This is a genomic window from Brumimicrobium sp., from assembly GCF_048268645.1.
In the GTDB taxonomy this organism is placed as follows: Bacteria; Bacteroidota; Bacteroidia; order Flavobacteriales_D; family Crocinitomicaceae; genus Brumimicrobium; species Brumimicrobium ulvae.
Genome location: NZ_JBLWVE010000015.1, coordinates 60,590 through 79,887, shown reverse-complemented (window position 1 = coordinate 79,887; position 19,298 = coordinate 60,590). Strand labels below are relative to the sequence as shown.

General features: G+C 35.8%; 19 protein-coding genes. 11 read left to right on the top strand and 8 right to left on the bottom strand.

What is annotated here, in order from left to right; translation table 11 throughout:
- Positions 1 to 146: 146 nt before the first annotated feature.
- Together ACN0U3_RS11690 and ACN0U3_RS11685 are read right to left on the bottom strand one after the other, a co-directional pair.
- Positions 147 to 1,304 carry a tetratricopeptide repeat protein gene (locus tag ACN0U3_RS11690; protein WP_417266363.1) on the bottom strand — a complete coding sequence of 386 codons (1,158 nt, stop codon included), beginning with the start codon at positions 1,302 to 1,304 and terminating at the stop codon, positions 147 to 149.
- Entirely contained in the window at positions 1,282 to 1,854 is a 573-nt protein-coding gene (locus ACN0U3_RS11685; RefSeq protein ID WP_417266362.1) for an RNA polymerase sigma factor, read from the bottom strand. Before ACN0U3_RS11685 ends, ACN0U3_RS11690 begins: the two co-directional genes overlap by 23 nt.
- 209 nt (positions 1,855 to 2,063) lie before the next feature.
- Here ACN0U3_RS11685 and ACN0U3_RS11680 point away from each other — a divergent pair, with 209 nt between their 5' ends.
- The gene (locus ACN0U3_RS11680; RefSeq protein WP_299207579.1) at positions 2,064 to 2,264 is read left to right on the top strand and encodes a hypothetical protein; all 201 of its coding nucleotides are present in this window, start codon (positions 2,064 to 2,066) and stop codon (positions 2,262 to 2,264) included.
- Position 2,265: 1 nt separating this feature from the next.
- On the top strand, positions 2,266 to 2,745 hold the full coding sequence (locus ACN0U3_RS11675) for a Dps family protein (protein WP_417266361.1): 480 nt from the start codon (positions 2,266 to 2,268) through the stop codon (positions 2,743 to 2,745).
- Between the two features lie 107 nt (positions 2,746 to 2,852).
- On the opposite strand, the gene rpe is transcribed toward ACN0U3_RS11675, so the two are convergent.
- A complete protein-coding gene (rpe, locus tag ACN0U3_RS11670) occupies positions 2,853 to 3,503 on the bottom strand; it encodes a ribulose-phosphate 3-epimerase (protein WP_299207587.1) in 651 nt (216 codons plus the stop codon).
- Positions 3,504 to 3,539: 36 nt separating this feature from the next.
- A complete protein-coding gene (locus ACN0U3_RS11665; RefSeq protein ID WP_417266360.1) occupies positions 3,540 to 5,144 on the bottom strand; it encodes a L,D-transpeptidase family protein in 1,605 nt (534 codons plus the stop codon).
- A gap of 81 nt (positions 5,145 to 5,225) precedes the next feature.
- Between ACN0U3_RS11665 and ACN0U3_RS11660 the strand changes: the two genes are divergently transcribed.
- From ACN0U3_RS11660 to ACN0U3_RS11640, 5 genes are all read left to right on the top strand, one after another.
- Positions 5,226 to 5,855, top strand: a complete 630-nt coding sequence (locus ACN0U3_RS11660) for a rhomboid family intramembrane serine protease (protein ID WP_417266359.1) — start codon at positions 5,226 to 5,228, stop codon at positions 5,853 to 5,855.
- Between the two features lies 1 nt (position 5,856).
- Positions 5,857 to 6,723, top strand: coding sequence for an aminotransferase class IV (locus ACN0U3_RS11655; RefSeq protein ID WP_417266358.1), 867 nt, complete (start codon positions 5,857 to 5,859; stop codon positions 6,721 to 6,723).
- A complete protein-coding gene (locus ACN0U3_RS11650; RefSeq protein WP_417266357.1) occupies positions 6,720 to 7,253 on the top strand; it encodes an NADPH-dependent FMN reductase in 534 nt (177 codons plus the stop codon). Before ACN0U3_RS11655 ends, ACN0U3_RS11650 begins: the two co-directional genes overlap by 4 nt.
- A 147-nt stretch (positions 7,254 to 7,400) precedes the next feature.
- Positions 7,401 to 9,584, top strand: a complete 2,184-nt coding sequence (locus ACN0U3_RS11645; RefSeq protein ID WP_417266356.1) for a glutamine synthetase III — start codon at positions 7,401 to 7,403, stop codon at positions 9,582 to 9,584.
- 289 nt (positions 9,585 to 9,873) lie between these two features.
- The gene (locus ACN0U3_RS11640; RefSeq protein ID WP_417266355.1) at positions 9,874 to 10,566 is read left to right on the top strand and encodes a Crp/Fnr family transcriptional regulator; all 693 of its coding nucleotides are present in this window, start codon (positions 9,874 to 9,876) and stop codon (positions 10,564 to 10,566) included.
- A gap of 9 nt (positions 10,567 to 10,575) precedes the next feature.
- Here the strand turns inward: ACN0U3_RS11640 and ACN0U3_RS11635 are convergent, their stop codons facing one another.
- Genes ACN0U3_RS11635 through ACN0U3_RS11620 form a run of 4 tightly spaced genes read right to left on the bottom strand, consistent with a single transcriptional unit; the run spans position 10,576 to position 14,971 of the window.
- A complete protein-coding gene (locus ACN0U3_RS11635; RefSeq protein WP_417266354.1) occupies positions 10,576 to 11,775 on the bottom strand; it encodes an aspartate aminotransferase family protein in 1,200 nt (399 codons plus the stop codon).
- A gap of 14 nt (positions 11,776 to 11,789) precedes the next feature.
- Positions 11,790 to 12,746, bottom strand: coding sequence for a transketolase family protein (locus ACN0U3_RS11630; RefSeq protein WP_417266353.1), 957 nt, complete (start codon positions 12,744 to 12,746; stop codon positions 11,790 to 11,792).
- Positions 12,746 to 14,098 carry a vWA domain-containing protein gene (locus ACN0U3_RS11625; RefSeq protein WP_417266352.1) on the bottom strand — a complete coding sequence of 451 codons (1,353 nt, stop codon included), beginning with the start codon at positions 14,096 to 14,098 and terminating at the stop codon, positions 12,746 to 12,748. Before ACN0U3_RS11625 ends, ACN0U3_RS11630 begins: the two co-directional genes overlap by 1 nt.
- Positions 14,099 to 14,128: 30 nt before the next feature.
- A complete protein-coding gene (locus ACN0U3_RS11620; protein WP_417266351.1) occupies positions 14,129 to 14,971 on the bottom strand; it encodes a transketolase in 843 nt (280 codons plus the stop codon).
- A gap of 100 nt (positions 14,972 to 15,071) precedes the next feature.
- Here ACN0U3_RS11620 and prmC point away from each other — a divergent pair, with 100 nt between their 5' ends.
- The 4 genes from prmC to dapA are packed head-to-tail and all read left to right on the top strand — an operon-like array spanning position 15,072 to position 19,273.
- Positions 15,072 to 15,929, top strand: a complete 858-nt coding sequence (gene prmC, locus ACN0U3_RS11615; protein WP_417266350.1) for a peptide chain release factor N(5)-glutamine methyltransferase — start codon at positions 15,072 to 15,074, stop codon at positions 15,927 to 15,929.
- Positions 15,930 to 15,934: 5 nt separating this feature from the next.
- Positions 15,935 to 17,944, top strand: coding sequence for an NAD-dependent DNA ligase LigA (gene ligA, locus ACN0U3_RS11610; RefSeq protein WP_417266349.1), 2,010 nt, complete (start codon positions 15,935 to 15,937; stop codon positions 17,942 to 17,944).
- A 1-nt stretch (position 17,945) separates the two neighbouring features.
- The gene (locus tag ACN0U3_RS11605) at positions 17,946 to 18,386 is read left to right on the top strand and encodes a DUF6913 domain-containing protein (protein ID WP_417266348.1); all 441 of its coding nucleotides are present in this window, start codon (positions 17,946 to 17,948) and stop codon (positions 18,384 to 18,386) included.
- Positions 18,386 to 19,273 (top strand): 4-hydroxy-tetrahydrodipicolinate synthase, encoded by an 888-nt coding sequence (gene dapA / locus ACN0U3_RS11600; RefSeq protein WP_417266347.1) that lies wholly within the window; start codon positions 18,386 to 18,388, stop codon positions 19,271 to 19,273. Before ACN0U3_RS11605 ends, dapA begins: the two co-directional genes overlap by 1 nt.
- The last annotated feature ends 25 nt before the right edge of the window (positions 19,274 to 19,298 follow it).

The following is a 19,298-nucleotide window of genomic DNA, read 5'->3' as shown; positions in this document are numbered from 1 at the left end:
CACTAATCCCGAGGCCTTTCGGGAGCATAGTTTGAACGCTTTCGGAGACCAATAAAAAACCAGGCGTTGCATTAAAAAAATACAGAAGCAAGTCAGACCTCTTAATGTGCTTTTGATTTAATGTGCTCTTAATTATCTTTTGTTGGCTATTTCTTCTCGATGGTCTCTAATAACTCTTTGGCCTGCTCACTATAAAACCCACCTTCATTGATGATTTTCTTAAGGAAATACTTCGCTTTTAAATCATTCTTCTCTTCGTAATTTGCTCGAGCAGAAAACCACATTGCTTCTTCTCTAAAGTTTCCATATCCTAAAGAATATGCGTTTCTAAACAACTGATGTGATTGGTCAAATTGACCTAGATTAAAATAACACAATCCCCCATAAAAATTAGCGTTGACATCATCGGGGTAAGTATCCAGAATGGTCAAGTATCTTTTTAATGCTGTTTTATAGTTTCCTTGACTAAATATCTCAGCACTTCGGGTCAGGTAATCGATGTATGCGATTTCATGAACACCAGATTGAATAAATTCTTGCTGATCATTTTCAGTGGCCATATTTGCGGGAATTCCAATCTCTAAATTGTGATCTACTTTAATGGGACGATCACGGTAAGCGCGATAATCGACATTTTTTAAAGAATGTAAATAAACCTCCTTGGCTTGATTATAAACCAAGGTGTTATTCGAACGATTAGAAATTTTACCACTGGATTGTATAGGGAGTTCTAAATCAACATCCACTGAATTTAAAGCGTTTGTTTGATCAACATCATCTTTGATGGGAGTTCCACTCTCCTTTAATTGTTTTTCATTGATGATATTATTGTTTTTAATCTCATCCGCTTTCTTCAGTTCGGTGCTTGTGATTTGTTTTTCGCGTGGAATCTCGGTGTACAAATCGACTTCTTCAATTTTTGATGGTTGTTCCATCTTTTCGGCCTGCACAATTGTTTGTTCGTCAACAACTTTGTTTCCTTGGTAGGTGAAAATAATTAAGACCAACATGGTAATGACAAACAAAGCAAAGCTTAAGATCATTCCTTTGTTACCACCATTGCGAGGATTAGATTGACCAGAAAGGAAGTTGTTCATTTTTTTATCGACATTGGTCATTCCATCTTTTACAGAGAAATCAACTGATGTCCAACCTTCTAATGCTTCTGAATTAAGGTCTGTGTCAGCTGCTTTTTCTTCTATGTCGTGCGTATTCCCAGTCCCTTTTTTGTAGTCATCAATCTCTTGACGATGCAAAGGTTTTTTCGGACCAAAAATTCTATTAAGCAGATTTAAAAAGATCATGTTCCTTGAGTTTAATTTTTAAGTTACGCTTCCCATTTTGAATCGCGCTTTTAACCTTGTTTAAAGTAAGATTTAGCTTTTCACTAACTTCTTTGTAGGTCATTTGTTGAATATAGAAAAGCTTAATGACTTCGTCTTGCGGCGGATCTAATTCATTAATCGCCTTTTCTAATTCGTTTAATTGTATTTCTTTTATCTCTTTTTCTTCAACTTCGTCATGGTCTGCAATGAGTTCTTCATTGATTGGAATGTTGTTGTGCTTTTTCTTTCTTAAACGCATTAAACAACTGTTCTTTGTCAGGACAAATAACCAAGATTTGAAGTATTTGATTTCGTGTTTTAGGATTTTATCTCCTAAAGTCATGAAGATTTCCATTACAATGTCTTCGGCGTCGTTTTTGTTTTTTAAGTAATTCAAACACGTTCCAAAAACAAGGTGACCATAACGTTTATAAAGTTCACCGATGATTTTTTTGTCATGCCGAGAACGATAATTGTTCAGCAACTCATCATCAGAATACTGCTCGTATTTTTCTCTTGTAATGTCCATCTAATAATAGTGATGTTGTAATTTACTTTTTTCCATAAATATATCCTAAATAATTTGGGTTTTGTGAATATCATGACCTAAACAATAAAATCACAAGAAAACTATTGATTTTGGTCATTTTATAGATTTTTAAAGAAAAAACTACTGCTAATCTAAATCTTCTTCTTAAATTAATAGTGTTAAAATGATAATTATAATTGAATCAAAATATGGACAAACAAGAACAGTTACAGAAAGAAATCAATGACTTGACCAATCGCTTAAGAACAGAAAGGCCGTCTACTTATAAATTAATGATGGAATCTCCAACAACAATACCCAATAATCAAAACAAAAACAGTGATGATTTTGTTAAATCATTGGAGAAATACAGAAATGAATTATTACAAATTTTAAAAAAGGAAAAGTAAAATGAAAGAATACAAAAGATTAGGATTTGATTCCGAAGAATCAGAAAAAGTAGTTAATAACCTTAATTTATTATTGGCTAATTTACATGTGCATTATCAAAAACTTCGTAACTACCATTGGAATGTAATGGGAGGAGAATTTTTTGATATTCATGAGAAGACAGAAGCTGAATACACTGAGGTGCTTGGCGAGATCGATGAAATTGCAGAAAGAATTAGAGTTTTTGGCGCAACTCCAATCAGTACTTTGAAAGAATATCTAGAAATTTCAGAAATCAAAGAAACCGGAACTGATTTGAGCTCAAAAGAGATAGTCGAAGAAATTCTGGAAGATTTTGAAATCTTATTCTCTTTCATGGTAGATGCTGTGGAATCAGCCCGTGAAATTGGAGATATCTCAACAGATGATTTAGTGACAGGATTCATGAGAAGAAGAGAAAAAATGCACTGGATGTTGAGTGCTTTTAATAAAGAAGATTAAATGAAGAAACAATGGCGCCGTTGAATGCAACGACGCCATTGTTTTTTTATAGTGTGAAAGTGGTATATATAGAGTGTTTTCGCTCGAAGTCTCTATTCAATTGTACTTTATAATTCCCCTAGCTTCTCAATTGTCTTTATTGGATCCTCAGAACCAAAGACAAAACTACCTGCAACTAAAGCATCAGCACCAGCTTCAACCAATAACTTTCCTGTTTCTAAATTTACTCCACCATCGACTTCAATCAATGTAGTTGCTTTTGCATTAGTAATCAATGTTTTTAATGCACGAACTTTTTCAACTGCTTGAGGAATGAATTTCTGACCTCCAAATCCTGGATTAACAGACATGATTAAAACCAAGTCAATATCGTGAATAATGTCTTTTAATAAATCAACTGGCGTATGTGGATTCAATGCTACACCAGCTTTCATTCCTGCAGATTTAATGCGCTGCAAGCTGCGGTGTAAATGAGTGCAAGCTTCGTAATGTACGGTGAGTATTTCAGCGCCGGCATCTTTAAATTCATCAATGTAATCATCAGGTGTTGCAATCATTAAATGTACATCCAAAGGCTTTGTCGCATGTTTATGAATGGCTTTCATTACAGGTAAACCAAAAGAAATGTTGGGTACGAACTGACCGTCCATAATATCAATATGAAGCCATTCTGCATTACTCTTGTTAAGCATTTTTACATCGCGCTCTAAATTTGCGAAATCGGCAGATAAAACTGAAGGGGATACAATTGTACTCATATTTCTTTTTTTATGCGAAAGTACAAATTTCTTTGTTTAATTCTCCTTAGGCGTAGATTGAAAAAGTTGATTTATTTCTTCCTCCTTTTTATAGATGTCTTTATAAAACTGAACCTCTTGGGTTGAATCATTAACTCCTGCGGTATGATAAACAATTGTGACAGGAAATTTTTCCCCGAGTATTAGATAGGTTTCTTTTGGTAAAGTTAAGTAGTGTTCGACTGAATCGATGTATTTGTGATTTTCTGATGCGAGTATATCATGGGCCAACTTAAAGGGATGCTCTGTTCTGATACAACCATGACTAAAAGTTCGTTCATCTCTGGAGAATAATGATTTCGAAGGAGTATCGTGTATGTAGATTGCATGGTCGTTAGGAAACATAAGTTTTACCAGGCCTAAACTGTTTCTTGGACCTGGCTCTTGTCGCACAAAATAAGGAAAGTTTGATGGGGAAATATTCTTCCAGTTGATGCTATCTGCAATCAAAATATTCTTGTTTCTATCCAACAAAGTATAGTTGTTACGTCTCAAATAGCTGCTGTCTTTCTTAAGGTGCGGAAGTATTTCTTTGCTCGCTATCGAATATGGAACATTCCAATAAGGATTAACAACAAAATATTGCATAGTTGCAGTAAACAAAGGAGTTTGATTTTTCTGCGTCCCAACAATAACTTTTGAAGTGTTCACTATTTGATCGTCAATATACAAATGCAATAGGTAACTAGGGATATTTATAACAATGCGTTTTTTGCCAATTAATGAATCAGGGAATCCTCTTAATTTATCGATGCTAAGAACTCCTTTCAAGTATCGAGAATAGTTGGTCTCTGTCAACGCCCCTATAGTGTTTCTTCCGATTGCTCCATCTGTATTCAGTCCATTTAAAAATTGATATTGGCGAAGTTGTTCTACTAATTCATCTTGTTTAAGCGTAGTGTCTTCAATGAAATTACGTTTCATCAATTGTTGGGAAATGAAATGAAATACAGCCAAAGAGTCTTTTAAATCTGTTGGGATTTCACTGTTTGTATTGGTCTCTATCCCATACTTTTTTGTGAATTTATTCATGGCCAAGTGCATCTTCACCAGGTGTTTATTGTTCTCTTTAAAATTCAATAAATGTGCAATCCAAGATGGGTTGTCGAAGGCATTGAAAAAGTCTATAAAATGTTCGGCAGAGACGCGTTGAGAAATATTAGCTGTGTTTTTCTGATGGTTGAAAATACTGGTATCCTTTAAGTTCAAGAACTCTGCACACCGAAGGGCAGTGATTACTTCTTTTTCAAAAAGCGTAGTTTCGTTTTTATAGGAAGGAGTGGAAAAGTACCCAAAAGGAATGTTTAAAGCAGTATCAGAATTGACATAAGCAAAAAATAAAGCTTGATCAGAAGAAATACTTTCAGATTTAATCCAAAAAGCATGATTTTTATTCAAATTATACAAGTCTATGGCCCATTTTTTTGCATTTTTATCAATTTTCATGGCCTGAATCATCGATTCATCGATTAATGCTGTGGATTGGTCTATTTTGTTTTCAATTTTCGATTCATTATCGTTAAATTCAAAGTTAGAGTTACATCCTGAAAGGAATAACCCTGAAAAAAACACTACGTAAACTGTTAAAATTTTACTATTCATTGAAAGTAAGTGATTATGAGTAAAATTAGGCATTATTAAAATAAAAACAGCGGTTTAAATAAAATTGGTTAAAAATTACTTATGCAAATACAAGAATTTCCAGTCACTATTGTAATTATTGCTGTCACAGTACTGCTTTCTTTTAGAGCTTTTAAAGATGCTGAGCTCAAGTATAAATGGATTTTCTATCCCTACAAGGTGAACAAAGAAAACGAGTTGTATAGAATTATTTCCCATGTTTTTATCCATGGAGATACGCTGCATTTATTGTTTAATATGTTCGTTTTATTCTCCTTTGGACAATTGATGGAGCAATTTTTAAACTTCCATTTTGGAGTCGGACTAGGCAGTTTACACTTTTTTATGCTCTATTTTTTAGGAGGATTGGCCGCTTCAATTTGGCCGTATCTCAGGAACAAAGAAAATCCAAATTACATGAGTCTGGGTGCTTCAGGTGCCGTAGCTTCGGTTTTGTTTGCTTCCATTTTATGGTATCCACAAGGAGGAATTTATATCATGTTTATTCCATTTGAAATTCCTGCTTGGCTTTTTGGAATTCTTTATCTTGGTTTTGAATTTTACATGAGCAAAAAAGGAGGAACCAATGTGGCTCATGATGCGCACTTTGGAGGGGCAATATTTGGAATTTTATACGTATTACTCATCAACTTTGATAAATCCACCGCATTTATTGAACATATACTGAATTAATATGGAAGAATTATTCGTAAACAATAATGGTGAACTGTTACCCAATAAGGGAGCAACACTTGAAGCAGGAAACAGAGGACATCTTTACGGAGATGGATTATTTGAAACTATACGCCTCATTGATGGTGCTCCAATAAACTTGGATATTCATATTTTGCGGCTTAAAGAGGGAATGAGCGCGCTAAAAATGAGAATACCAAACTTTTTTACTTCTGCGTTTTTTTCGGAAAGAATCAAAGAATTGGCAAAACATTCTAAAATTGAAGGTGGGGGAAGAGTCCGACTGTCTGTGGATCGATCACGTGGAGGAACTTATCGACCGGAAACCAATGAGGTGACTTATTTCATAGAAATATATCCTGTTGAAAAGAACGAATTTGTTTTGAATCAAAAAGGAATTGAGGTGGACCTTTACACTGCAATAAGGAAGGAAAATAATATTCTGGCCAATTTTAAAACCAAAAATGGTCTGGTCTATGTCATGGGAGCTATAGATGCCAGAGAAAGAGACTTAGACGATGTGTTGATTACTAACTCCAAAGGGGGAATCCTGGAAAGCACAAGCTCAAATTTGTTCGTTGTTAGTAATGGTGTTTTATATACTCCTTGCCTTAAAGAAGGTTGTTTGGGAGGTACAATGAGAATGACTGTAATCAATTTAGCAATCGCCAATGGAATCAAAGTGTATGAGTCAGCTATAATGCCGCAAAACTTATTGATCGCAGATGAAGTTTTCTTAACCAATGCTGTAAATGGACTAGTTTGGGTGGGAGGTTACAGAACAAAACGTTATGTGAATGCTATCTCCACAAAAATTGTAAATTTGTTGAACGAACATTATTCAAACAAAATACTGAGTCAAAAATGAAAATTATCGGTTTCGCTGGAAGTAATAGTAAAAAGTCGATCAATAAACAGTTAGTTAAATATACATTAAGTCAGATTACTTCAGCAGAAACTGAAGAGCTTGACATCACAGATTATCCTTTGCCAATTTATGGAATAGATTTAGAAAAGGAAAGTGGAATTCCTCAAGCAGTTCATGATTTTATAGATAAAGTCCAGACAGCAGATGGTCTAGTAATATCTCTTGCAGAGCATAATGGATCGTATACTGTGGCTGTGAAAAACTTATTGGATTGGTGTTCACGTTGTGAAACGGGTTTCTTTAAAAATATGCCTGTACTATTGATGGGAGCCTCTCCAGGAGGTTATGGTGCTAAAAATGTTTTGGGCGCTGCAGAAAAACGCTTTCCAAAGTTTGGTGCACAACTTATTTCTATTTATTCGTTTCCATCGTTTGATGATAATTTTTCAAAAGAAAATGGAATTGTAGCTCCTGAATTGAAAAAAGAACATGATGAGGCGATTCGAAAATTTATTGATTCTTTAAAATAAGCCCTTGTTTTAAGGGGGTGAATCTGTTTAAATACCAATTATTTTAAGATCACCCCATGTTTTTAAGGGGGATGTTCAAAAAAAAGTAAGTTTTAGTAATATTTTTTAATTTGAATTGTCTACTTTTGACGAAACAAAATTAAAAGTATGTCATCAGCACGTTTAAATGCCTACCAAGATGTTTTACATCGCGAACCAAAAAAGTTTGAATGGACAGGGAAAATTTCAGAAAAATTCGGAGAAAATGTATTTTATGAAGATAAAATGCGTGAATACCTTCCAGAACAAGCGTATAAATCTATAAAAAGTGCCATTCAACACGGTACGAAAATTGACCGAAATATTGCAGATGTTGCAGCCTCAGCTATGAAAGAATGGGCTTTAGAAAAAGGTGCAACACACTATACACACTGGTTTCAACCTTTAACAGGTGCGACTGCAGAAAAACATGATGCATTTTTTAAACCTATTGGTCCAGGTAGAGCAATCGAACAGTTTAGCGGTGATTTATTGGTTCAGCAAGAACCAGACGCATCTTCTTTTCCTAATGGAGGAATAAGAAACACTTTCGAAGCGCGAGGATATACTGCTTGGGATCCATCGTCTCCAGCTTTCGTGATTTCAAACACACTCTGTATTCCAACCATTTTTATTGCGTATACAGGAGAAGCCTTGGATTATAAAATGCCTCTTTTAAAAGCCTTAAACGCTGTAGATAAAGCAGCAGTAGAAGTCTGTAAGTATTTTGATAAAAATGTTACCAAAGTAAATGCAACTTTAGGTTGGGAACAAGAATACTTTCTTATTGATAAAGCCTTTTATAATGCACGTCCCGATTTGATGATGACTGGACGTGTGCTTTTTGGACATCCCCCAGCAAAAGGTCAACAACTGGATGACCACTACTTTGGTTCTATTCCAGCACGTGTAACTAATTTTATGCGTGAGTTTGAAATGGAAGCGATTCGCCTAGGGATTCCTGTAACTACCCGTCACAATGAAGTGGCGCCAAATCAATTTGAATGTGCACCTATTTTTGAAGAGTGTAACTTGGCCAATGATCATAACTTATTGTTAATGGACTTGCTAGAGAAAATTGCGAGACGTCATGATTTTAGAGTTGTTTTGCATGAAAAACCTTTTCCTGGACTAAATGGATCAGGAAAACACAATAATTGGGCATTAGCCACAGATACAGGTGTGAACTTGTTGGCCCCAGGAAAGAATCCAAAAAGTAACTTACAGTTTTTGACTTTCTTTGTGAATACCATTAAAGCTATTCATGAGCATTCTGATACCTTAAGGGCTTCTATTGCAAGTGCCTCAAATGACCACCGTTTAGGAGGACATGAAGCACCACCAGCAATCGTTTCTGCGTTTATTGGTTCTCATTTAACACAGTTGCTTGATGATTTAGAAAAGAACATTAAAGCTGGAAAAATGACACCAGCAGATAAAACAGAATTAAAATTGAACATCGGTAAAATACCACAGATTTTGTTGGATAATACTGATAGAAATCGGACTTCTCCTTTTGCCTTTACAGGAAATAAGTTTGAATACAGAGCAGTAGGTTCTTTAGCAAATTGTGCTCAACCTATGATTACCATTAATACTATTGTGGCGCGACAATTACAATTGTTTAAAATAGCGGTTGACAAAAGAATTAAAGGCGGTGATGGTAAAGATGAAGCAATCTTAAAAGAACTTCAAAAACTGATTAAAGAATCTAAAAGTATTCGTTTTGAAGGAAATGGATATGGTGAAGAATGGGTGAAAGAAGCCGCTAAACGTGGGTTGAGTAACCTTAAAGATACACCAAGTGCGCTAAAGGTTTGGGAACGTCAAGATGTTATCGATGTTTTTGAAAGGATGGAAGTTTTTACGAAAAGAGAACTGCTTGCCCGTCAAGAAATTGAATTTGAAAAGTACATTATGCGTATTCAAATTGAAGCGCGTTTAATTGGTGACTTAACACAAAATCATATTATTCCAGTAGTTGTTGATTATCAAAATAAGTTAATCGAAAACATCAAGGGGATCACTGATATTCTTGGAAAAGACGAAAAGGAAGCTACAAAAGCTCAAAGACAACTTTTGGTTGATTTGTCGAAACACATGAACAAGATGCAAGAATATGCCCGTACAATGCTTGAGAACAGAAAAAAAGCGAATAAAATTGAAGACGTTCAAAAAAGAGCTGAAGCTTATCGTGATACAGTGCGTGTTTTCTTTAAAGAAATATCTTACCATACCGATAAATTAGAAATTTTAGTGGACGATGAAACTTGGCCTTTCCCTAAGTTGAGAGAGATGTTGTTTACAAGCTAAAAAAATAAAATTAATTGATTGGAAAAGCAGGAGCATTAATTTGTTTCTGCTTTTTTAATTCTTTTTTTCCTAACCCAATGCTTGTTTCTTGTCTTTTCGAGCACCGTTGAATTCTTCGGGTTTTGAGATAAAAAACTATTGTCAATCGCCGCTGATAGAAAAGTAGGGTATCATTTAATCGTAAATGGTTTGGTTTTTAGAGTTTCGCGCTGAACAATTTTAATTACTTATTGTTTTATGTTTAGTAAGAACCTTTGGTTTTATTAAAATTGGTATTAAGAAGCGAACGATGGCTAAAAATAATGCAAAGTTGTGGTTGTTGGACAATATAGAATTGTTTGATGAACTAAGTCCAGATCAGAAAATTGTTCTACAAAATTCAATTGTAAAATATAAGTACAATAAAAAGGATGTTATTTTTCAATCTGGTGACAGAATGGATCGAGTATACTTCGTTGTGCAGGGAAGAGTGAAGATTGTTAAGATCTCAGAAACGCAAAAAGAAGGCATCAAAAAAATTATTCGCACTGGTGATTTTTATGGTGAATTAGCGGCAATAGACCCCGAAAATTATACTCATTTTAGCGATTCGGCTATTGTTATGAAAAATGAAACTGTTGTTTTAGCTATTCCAACTACGGTTTTTAAACAGGTCCTTGAAAGTCAGCCAGCCGTTTATCAAAAAGTCATCAATAAGGTTTTGTCTAATTATAAAAAGTTAAACAATCGACTGGACTCTGTAATGCTTAAAGATTCAAGACGTCGGGTAATTGATTTTATGAAGGAAATGGCCGAAGAGGTGGGTAGACCTATCGGTTATGAAATTCTAATTAAACATAAACTCACGCATCAAGAGATTGCAAGTATAACAGGAATTTCCCGACAAAAAGTGACCACCATTTTAAATGAATTTAAACAGCAAGGATTAATTCATTTAGAAAGAAACTCAATTTTAGTTCACGATAAAAAACTGTTTGAATAAGAGTTTAACTTATGATTTAACTTCATTAATGGTTGTTTTGATGATATCAACAGCCTTTTTTGCTTCTTCCATACTTAAAGTCAACGGTGGACTCAATCTAAAACTGTCGGGATGAGATAAAAACCAAAAGGAAATCAGTCCTTTGTCCATGCATTTCATCACGATTTGATATACCACTTCAGCATCCTCCATGTCGATGGCAAACATGAATCCAATTCTACGAATGGATTTTACTAAACTGTGTTTAAGTAGTTCGTCTTCTATAAATTGACCTATTTTTTCAACCTCATTGTAATCTATTTCAGATAATACCTTCAATCCTGCTGCAGCTGCTGCACAAACCACAGGGTGGCCTCCAAAAGTTGTGATGTGACCTAAAATCGGGTCGTGACTAAATAAGTCTAACTTCTCTTGTGCACTGACCAATGCTCCAATAGGCATTCCACCACCTAAAGCTTTCCCTAAAGTGAGAATATCGGGAACAACACCTGAATGTTCAAATGCAAAGTGCTTTCCAGAGCGCCCCATTCCACATTGAATCTCATCGAAAATCAACTGCGTACCTGTATCGTTACATCTTTTACGTAAAGCTTTTAGGTATGGGGTAGTGGCTTGTCGAACTCCAGCATCTCCTTGTATGGTTTCAATAAAAACACCAGCAGTTTCTTCTGTGATCAACGCTAAATCTTCAATAGAATTATGGCGAATGAATTTAACTTCGGGAAGCAAAGGTTCAAAAGGCTTTTTCTTAACTTCATTGCTTGATAAGCTTAAACTTCCGTTCGTACTTCCATGATAAGCCCCATAGCAAGAAACAATTTCTCTTCTACCGGTTACTCTTTTGGCCAATTTAATTGCAGCCTCATTGGCTTCTGTTCCTGAATTAACAGCATAAACCGCATTTAAAGAAGAAGGCAGTAGTGCCGTTAAACGCTCTGCCATTTCTAGTGGCGCATCCTGAATAAATTCTCCATACACCATGACGTGTAGGTGCTTGTCAATTTGCCTTTTTAATGCTTCAACAACTTCAGGATGATTGTGCCCTATGTTATTTACTGCAACTCCGGCAATCATGTCTAAATAAGCCTTTCCATTCTTGTCATAAATATAACTGCCTTTGGCATAATCTACATCTATTAAGAATGGGAAAGGACTCGTTTGACCTTGTATTGCTTTAAATTGTATTGCTCTAGTGTTAAGCTCTTCCATTTTGACAAGGAAATTTATTTACGTGCAATCGCTTTTTTTGCTGCTTTTATGACGTCAATGGTATCGATATTATATTTCGCCATTAGTTCATCTGGAGTAGCACTTTCCCCAAATGTGTCATTTACACCTACATATTCCTGTGGAGTAGGAGTGTTTCTGCTTAAAACCTGAGCAACTGCATCACCTAAACCTCCGTTGATCATGTGCTCTTCGGCAGTAACAACACATCCTGTCTTTTTAACAGTAGCTAAAATTGCTTTCTCATCTAAAGGCTTAATCGTATGCATATTGATTACTTCTGCATCAATTCCTTCCTTGGCTAACTCTTGTGCTGCTTCAATCGCTTTGTAAACCATGTGTCCACATGCGATGATGGAAACGTCTTTTCCTTCAAAAATTGTATCTGCTTTTCCAATTACAAATTCAGCATCTGGCGCTGTGAAAATTGGAACTTTAGGACGTCCAAAACGAAGGTAAACAGGACTTTCCAAATCAGCAATCGCAATTGTCGCTTGTTTGGTTTGATTGAAGTCAGCCGGTACAATAACCGTCATGTTTGGCATCATTTTCATCATACCAATATCTTCTAAAATTTGGTGTGTGGCACCATCTTCTCCTAGTGTTAATCCTGCATGAGAAGCACAAATCTTAACGTTCTTTTTAGAGTAGGCTACAGATTGACGAATTTGATCGTAAACTCGACCTGTTGAAAAGTTAGCAAAAGTTCCTGTGTAAGGAATTTTACCACCAATAGTCATTCCTGCTGCCATACTGATCATGTTAGCTTCAGAAATTCCGACTTGAAAAAAACGATCTGGAAAATCAGCTTTAAAGGCATCCATTTTTAAAGAACCCGTTAAATCGGCACACAAAGCAACAACATTCGGGTGAGTTTTCCCTAATTCATGTAGTCCTTCTCCAAATCCGGAACGTGTGTCTTTTTCTCCTAAAATTTTGATTTCTTTTTCCATTATAAATTTATCGTTATTGATTTATTAGAATAAATGCTGAATTGCTTTTCTTTTGTATATGTGGTTTCTTTTAAATCCACTTGACGATAGATAACAACGTATCTACCCGGTTGTAAAATGAATTGATTGCTTTTTGTCCGCTCATTTAAATCACAAACCCACTCAAATTCATTGTTGTTTTTGACTTCAAATATTTGGCCTGTTACTGATTTATAGGCCGATAAATTGACCACTCCAGGGGCGTCTATAGAAACCGTGTTGGTAGAACTCTGATCGACTTTTACCGTTTTGTACCTTCTGGGCAAAGTAAGGATTTCTACTTCATATTCCCCAACAATGTATTCTTGAGTCGTATTGAACTTTTGGGTGTTAAAGGTTTGGTATTCACCCTTTTGCATCACACGAACATCAACAAAATCGTATTTGGTAGGTTGAGCAAAAGTGAACTTTAACTTTCCTTGAGGCGCATCCAATTCAATGGTGTTGTGTGTATTCCTTTGAATGGTTATGTTCTTCTTTACCTTTTGAGGAAGCGTTTTTACCACTAAATCATACTTGATAGACGGATCTAAAATTAAAGTATCTGGTAAGTCCAAATGATTTAAAGTGTGGGTGTAAGTATATTTTAAATTGCTTGTTCCGGCTTCGTAAAGAAACATTGTAACATCAGTCTCTATTGGTCTGCCGTGAATAGTGTTGAGGTTAATTTGAACGGTGGTATTTACCAAAGCTTTGTTGACCACGTTCTTTAAAACAGCTTCAAAAGCCATTGGGTCCTCTGCAGATTTATAGTTTCCATAACAATCAAAGTGAGATAAATAAGACATGTCTAATCCGAGTCCAATCACAAAAGGGCTAATTGTAATTCCTTTGGCCCTTAATTTATCTGCAATAACACAGGGCTCATCATCACAAGCTTCTACACCATCCGTAATTAAGATGATGATATTTCTGGCCTCCCTATCTGGAAAATCACCCGCAGCTTGTTCCAAAGAACGTGCTATTGGAGTGGTTCCTTTTGCACGTATGGTTTTGATTTTATTTAAAATAAGTTGGTGATTGTTTTCTCCAAATGGCACCTCTAATTTAGTGTCTTCACAATCTTGATATGTTGCTGTAATTGGCGATTGATGTCCGTAAACACGCAAACCAATTTCTAAATTAGGTACGCCTCTTAAACTATCAACCGAATTAGATAGAATCCTTTTGGCGGTAATAAACCTTGACTCGGCTCCCCATTTCTTATTCATGGAATTAGAAGCGTCTAAAATGAAAAGAATACGCGTTTTTTCCTCCTGTGAATGAGTTAGTCCAGCAAGAACAATAAATAACGCAAGTAATATCTTTTTCATTTTGTACTTCTTTAGAACAAAGTAGTGGGCTTAATAGTCCCCTAAAGTTTCTTCCAGTTGGTTCAATGCACTTTCAAGTTGTTCTGCATTTGGCGCAGATCCATGCCATTTGTGTGTTCCCATCATGTAGTCAACACCTTGACCCATTTCTGTTTTCATTAAAACCATGATGGGCTTTCCATTACCAGCTAAAGATTTTGCTTTTTCATATACAGCAACGAGTTCTTCCATGTTATGACCATCTACTTCTAGAGTTTCCCAACCAAAAGCTTGCCATTTCTGTTTCAAATTCCCCAATGATAAAACATCTTCAACGTCACCATCGATCTGACGACCATTATAATCTACAGTAGCAATTACATGATCAACTTTGTTGGCTGCTGCATATAAAGCTGCTTCCCAAATTTGACCTTCTTGAAGCTCACCATCACCCATCAAAACATAAACATAACGATCGTCATTGTTTAGCTTTTTTGTAACTGCAGCACCAATTGCCATTGAGAGTCCTTGACCTAATGATCCAGAAGCAGCACGAATTCCAGGTAGTCCTTTATCAATACTCGGGTGACCTTGTAAACGTGAATTTAACTTTCTAAAAGTAGCTAGTTCTGAAACTGGAAAGTATTTTGCATGTGCTAAGGTACTGTACCAAACTGGAGAAATATGACCATTTGAAAGGAAGAATAAATCTTCATTTTTACCGTCCATGGTAAAGTTTTCTGGGTCATGTTTTAAGATCCTGTGATACATTACAGTAAAGAAGTCAGCACATCCAAGTGAGCCTCCAGGGTGACCAGAGCTAACGGCTGCAACCATTCTTACTATATCTCTTCTCGTTTGTGAAGCATATTGCTCCATTGTTTTTATATCCATAGCGAATTTTGACAAAATTTTAATATACGCAAATCTAGGGTTAATTTGTGATAAATTTAAGGCTTAGGCTCCTTTATTTATTACTACTTTTGCACAAAGGATGAAATATATGAACACGGTAAATGAAATGTTATTAAAATTCAGTGAAGAACTGAGCGATACTTTTACGCCTCGTGAAAAAAAGCAAATTGGGAAGATGTTCCTCATGCATCATTTGAAGCTTGAAGCAGCAGACCTGCTGATCAAAAAGGATGAAGAAGTGCCAAGTGAAATTGTTGAGGTGTTAAAGAACTCTATCGCTGAAATTAACAAAGGAAAACCTGTGCAGTATGTGTTGGGAACAGTTCATTTTTATGGATTGGATTTAAAAATTGATAAACGTGCACTTATTCCACGGCCCGAAACAGAGGAACTCGTCCAATGGATTCTTGAAATATGGAAAGGCAGAAGTCCTAAAATTCTTGATGTTGGAACGGGGTCAGGGTGTATCCCCTTGGCATTGAAGGAGAATCTTCCCGATAGTAATGTCTCAGGGGTTGATGTGATACAATTTGCTTTGGATTTGGCCAGGGAAAATGCTGAATTACTTGACTTAGAAGTTAGGTTTGACTTCGCAAATGCAATGAATCTAAATGCATATAACAATTATAAGTGGGATGTGATTGTTTCTAATCCTCCCTATATTCCCATTGATGAAAAAGCAGAAATGAAAGATCATGTGGTAGATCATGAGCCTGATACAGCTCTGTTTGTTCCCAATGATAATCCTTTGCTGTTTTATAAGGTTATTGCTTTATATGCTAAAGACCACTTGGTCCCCAAAGGAAGTTTGTTTTTTGAAATTCATGAAAAGCTGTCCGAGGAAATAAAAAGCTTCTTGAAAGATTATGGGTTTTCAAAAGTAACAGTTAAAAAAGATTTACAAGGTAAAGACCGCATGGTTCACGCTCAATTTTAATAGATATGAAAAAAGAGGAAGCTGAAAAACGTATTGAAGATTTATCGAAAGAACTAAATCATTATAACCATCAATATTATATCGAAAATACTTCTGAAGTTTCAGATTTTGAATATGATACCCGTTTAAAAGAACTGCAGGATTTAGAAGCTAAATTTCCAGCCTTAGCTTTGCCTAATAGTCCAACCAAACGTGTAGGAGGAGACATTACTAAGAAATTCAATACCGTAAAGCATGAGTATCCTATGCTCTCCCTTTCAAATACCTATTCAGAAGAAGAAATTGTGGAGTGGGAAAATAGGGTGAAAAAATTAGTGAATGGTAAAATTAACTACGTCTGTGAATTGAAATACGATGGTGTTGCTATTGGAATTCGCTACGAAAATGGTGCTTTTGTTCAAGCCATTACTAGAGGAGACGGAACCCAAGGAGAGGATGTTTCTACCAATGTTAAAACCATTCGCACAATTCCTTTAAGGTTAAAAGGGAAGTACCCTGATGTTTTCGAAATTAGAGGAGAAATATTCTTCCCGCTTGATGCTTTCAATGCCTTGAATAAGTCAAGAGAAGAAAATGGAGAAGAATTATTTGCTAATCCAAGAAATACAGCTTCTGGGACTTTGAAACTTTTGGATTCAAGTACAGTCGCACAAAGAGGTCTTGATTGCTTTTTATATGGAGTGTATGGAACAGATTTACCTGCAGAAGGTCATTATAATAGTGTGTTGAATGCTGGTGAATGGGGATTTAAAATTCCTACGCCAGAGAAAAAGTATTTAAAGAAAACAGATTCTATTGAAGGAATCATGGAGTTTATTCATTATTGGGATGAGCACCGTGCAGAATTGCCTTTTGAAATTGATGGGGTAGTCATTAAAGTTGATGATTATAGTCAACAAGAAGAACTAGGGAATACTGCAAAATCACCGCGTTGGGCCATTGCTTATAAGTTTAAGACCGAACAAGCAAGCGCAACCTTGGAATCAGTAAGTTACCAAGTGGGGAGAACAGGAGCGGTAACTCCAGTTGCAAATCTTTCTGCTGTAGCTTTGGGGGGAACTATTGTTCGACGTGCTTCTTTATACAATGAAGATCAAATGAACAAGTTAGACCTTCATGAAAATGATACAGTGTTTGTTGAAAAAGGAGGAGAAATTATCCCTAAAATTGTTGGGGTAGATTTAACACAGCGTGCTGAGAACGCTCAAAAGTTTAAGTTTATTTCAAATTGTCCAGAATGTGAAACTCCATTGCAAAGATTAGATGGGGAAGCGCATCATTATTGTCCGAATGACTTGGGTTGTCCGCCGCAAATTACAGGGAGAATTATTCATTTCATTTCTAGAAAAGCAATGAATATTGAAGGGATAGGAACTGAAACGGTAGAGCAATTGTTTAGTGAAGGGCTGATTCACAATAGTTCAGATTTGTATTCCTTGACCTTCGATCAAATTGTTAGTTTAGAAAGAATGGGGGATAAATCGGCCAATAACTTATTGGAAGGACTAGAAGCATCTAAGAACATTCCTTTTGAAAGGGTTCTTTTTGCATTGGGAATTCGACATGTCGGGGAAACTGTAGCTAAGAAGATAGCCAAGGCACTCAAAAATATTGATGCGATCATGAAAGCTTCTTACGATACTTTAATCGAGATTGATGAAGTAGGTGAGAAGATTGCAATTGCTATTCAACATCATTTTCAGCAAGAGGAAAACTTGGAAATTGTAAATGGTTTAAAAGCGGCTGGACTTCAATTTGAAATCGAAGAAAAAGAATTAGCAAGTTCTGTACTTCAAGGGAAATCAATTGTTGTATCAGGAGTATTCCACACCCTTTCGAGGAAAGAGTTGAAAGAAGCCATTGAAGCAAATGGAGGGAAAAACGTAGGCAGTATTTCATCTAAAACATCATTTATTGTTGCCGGTGATAATATGGGGCCTGCAAAACTTGAAAAAGCAGAAAAATTAGGGATTGAAATATTGAGCGAAGACGAATTTATTCAAATGATTCAGTAAGATGGGAAAAAAACTTGTAATTCTTAGCAGTTGGAAGGGGAAAGATGATTTTCAACATTTAAAATCAACGCTTGAAAAAAACATCACTGGAAACAACACGGTGTTTTACCTTATTTGTGTTGATCAACCTAAGCTGATTGAAGAATTACCTCAAATGCCCAGTGTAAATTACCTATCTAAAAAAGATTTTTCGCTGTTTGGGAAAATAAAAACACCAGAATTGAGGGGATTATTGATCAATGAGAAAAATGGGGTTTTGATTGTCGCCATGGAAGAATCTAATTCTTTATTGAATAAAGTAATCAAACACTCTAAATTGATGAGTATTGGCATGGACAAAGAATCTTTGCCTAGATTTGACATAACTTTTAAAGGAGCCGAATTGAATAGCGGAGTATTCTTTAAGCAAATAAATAATTATTTAACTAAAATTCAACTGTAATGCAATTTAAAGGAACAGGAGTTGCGCTTGTCACTCCATTTAATACCAATGGAAGTATAGATGAAAGTGGACTTCGTAAATTGGTTAATTATCAAATTGATAATGGAACTGATTTTTTAGTCGTTCAAGGGACAACTGGCGAAACAGCTACCTTAACAACAGATGAAAAAGAACGTGTACTAGCTATTGTTATCGAAGAAAATAAAGGGAGAGTACCTGTTGTTTTAGGGTTGGCAGATAACAATACAGCAGCTTTGGTTAAAGTCTTTTCAACGTTTGATAACGATGGAGTTGATGGATTTTTAAGCGCATCACCACATTATAATAAACCGAGTCAACGTGGAATTATCGCTCATTTTGAGGCCATCGCAAAAGTTTCTAAAAAACCAATTATTCTCTACAATGTTCCGGGAAGAACATCGAGTAATATGACTGCAGAAACCACTCTAGCATTGTCAAAAGTAGAGAACATTGTTGGTGTAAAAGAAGCATCCGGAAATATGGACCAGGTCATGCAAATTTTGAAAAATGCACCTCAAGATTTCGCAGTATTGTCTGGAGAAGATGCACTTGCAATGCCTATTGCTGCGATGGGTGGACATGGTGTGATCTCGGTCGTTGCAAATGCATTGCCGAAAGAATTCTCATCGATGATGAATGCTACATTTGAAGGTGATTTGGCAAAGGCCAAAAAGCATCATTTTGAAATGTTGGACATTACCCACCAATTCTTTGCTGAAGGAAATCCATCAGGGATAAAGTGTTGTCTTGATTTATTAAATATTTGTAGCGATACCGTTCGCTTGCCATTGACCACAGTAACCAGTAATTTAAGGGGTCAAATGGAGAAAGAATTAGAAGGAATAGAGCTGATTTCTAAACAATAAGGTGATAAGTTGGCGATCTTCTAAT

Coding starts and splice junctions, on each gene's coding strand:
- ACN0U3_RS11690 (WP_417266363.1), bottom strand. CDS start 1,304: ATGATCTTTTTAAATCTGCTTAATAGAATTTTTGGTCCGAAAAAACCT.
- ACN0U3_RS11685 (WP_417266362.1), bottom strand. CDS start 1,854: ATGGACATTACAAGAGAAAAATACGAGCAGTATTCTGATGATGAGTTG.
- ACN0U3_RS11680 (WP_299207579.1), top strand. CDS start 2,064: ATGGACAAACAAGAACAGTTACAGAAAGAAATCAATGACTTGACCAAT.
- ACN0U3_RS11675 (WP_417266361.1), top strand. CDS start 2,266: ATGAAAGAATACAAAAGATTAGGATTTGATTCCGAAGAATCAGAAAAA.
- rpe (WP_299207587.1), bottom strand. CDS start 3,503: ATGAGTACAATTGTATCCCCTTCAGTTTTATCTGCCGATTTCGCAAAT.
- ACN0U3_RS11665 (WP_417266360.1), bottom strand. CDS start 5,144: ATGAATAGTAAAATTTTAACAGTTTACGTAGTGTTTTTTTCAGGGTTA.
- ACN0U3_RS11660 (WP_417266359.1), top strand. CDS start 5,226: ATGCAAATACAAGAATTTCCAGTCACTATTGTAATTATTGCTGTCACA.
- ACN0U3_RS11655 (WP_417266358.1), top strand. CDS start 5,857: ATGGAAGAATTATTCGTAAACAATAATGGTGAACTGTTACCCAATAAG.
- ACN0U3_RS11650 (WP_417266357.1), top strand. CDS start 6,720: ATGAAAATTATCGGTTTCGCTGGAAGTAATAGTAAAAAGTCGATCAAT.
- ACN0U3_RS11645 (WP_417266356.1), top strand. CDS start 7,401: ATGTCATCAGCACGTTTAAATGCCTACCAAGATGTTTTACATCGCGAA.
- ACN0U3_RS11640 (WP_417266355.1), top strand. CDS start 9,874: ATGGCTAAAAATAATGCAAAGTTGTGGTTGTTGGACAATATAGAATTG.
- ACN0U3_RS11635 (WP_417266354.1), bottom strand. CDS start 11,775: ATGGAAGAGCTTAACACTAGAGCAATACAATTTAAAGCAATACAAGGT.
- ACN0U3_RS11630 (WP_417266353.1), bottom strand. CDS start 12,746: ATGGAAAAAGAAATCAAAATTTTAGGAGAAAAAGACACACGTTCCGGA.
- ACN0U3_RS11625 (WP_417266352.1), bottom strand. CDS start 14,098: ATGAAAAAGATATTACTTGCGTTATTTATTGTTCTTGCTGGACTAACT.
- ACN0U3_RS11620 (WP_417266351.1), bottom strand. CDS start 14,971: ATGGATATAAAAACAATGGAGCAATATGCTTCACAAACGAGAAGAGAT.
- prmC (WP_417266350.1), top strand. CDS start 15,072: ATGAAATATATGAACACGGTAAATGAAATGTTATTAAAATTCAGTGAA.
- ligA (WP_417266349.1), top strand. CDS start 15,935: ATGAAAAAAGAGGAAGCTGAAAAACGTATTGAAGATTTATCGAAAGAA.
- ACN0U3_RS11605 (WP_417266348.1), top strand. CDS start 17,946: ATGGGAAAAAAACTTGTAATTCTTAGCAGTTGGAAGGGGAAAGATGAT.
- dapA (WP_417266347.1), top strand. CDS start 18,386: ATGCAATTTAAAGGAACAGGAGTTGCGCTTGTCACTCCATTTAATACC.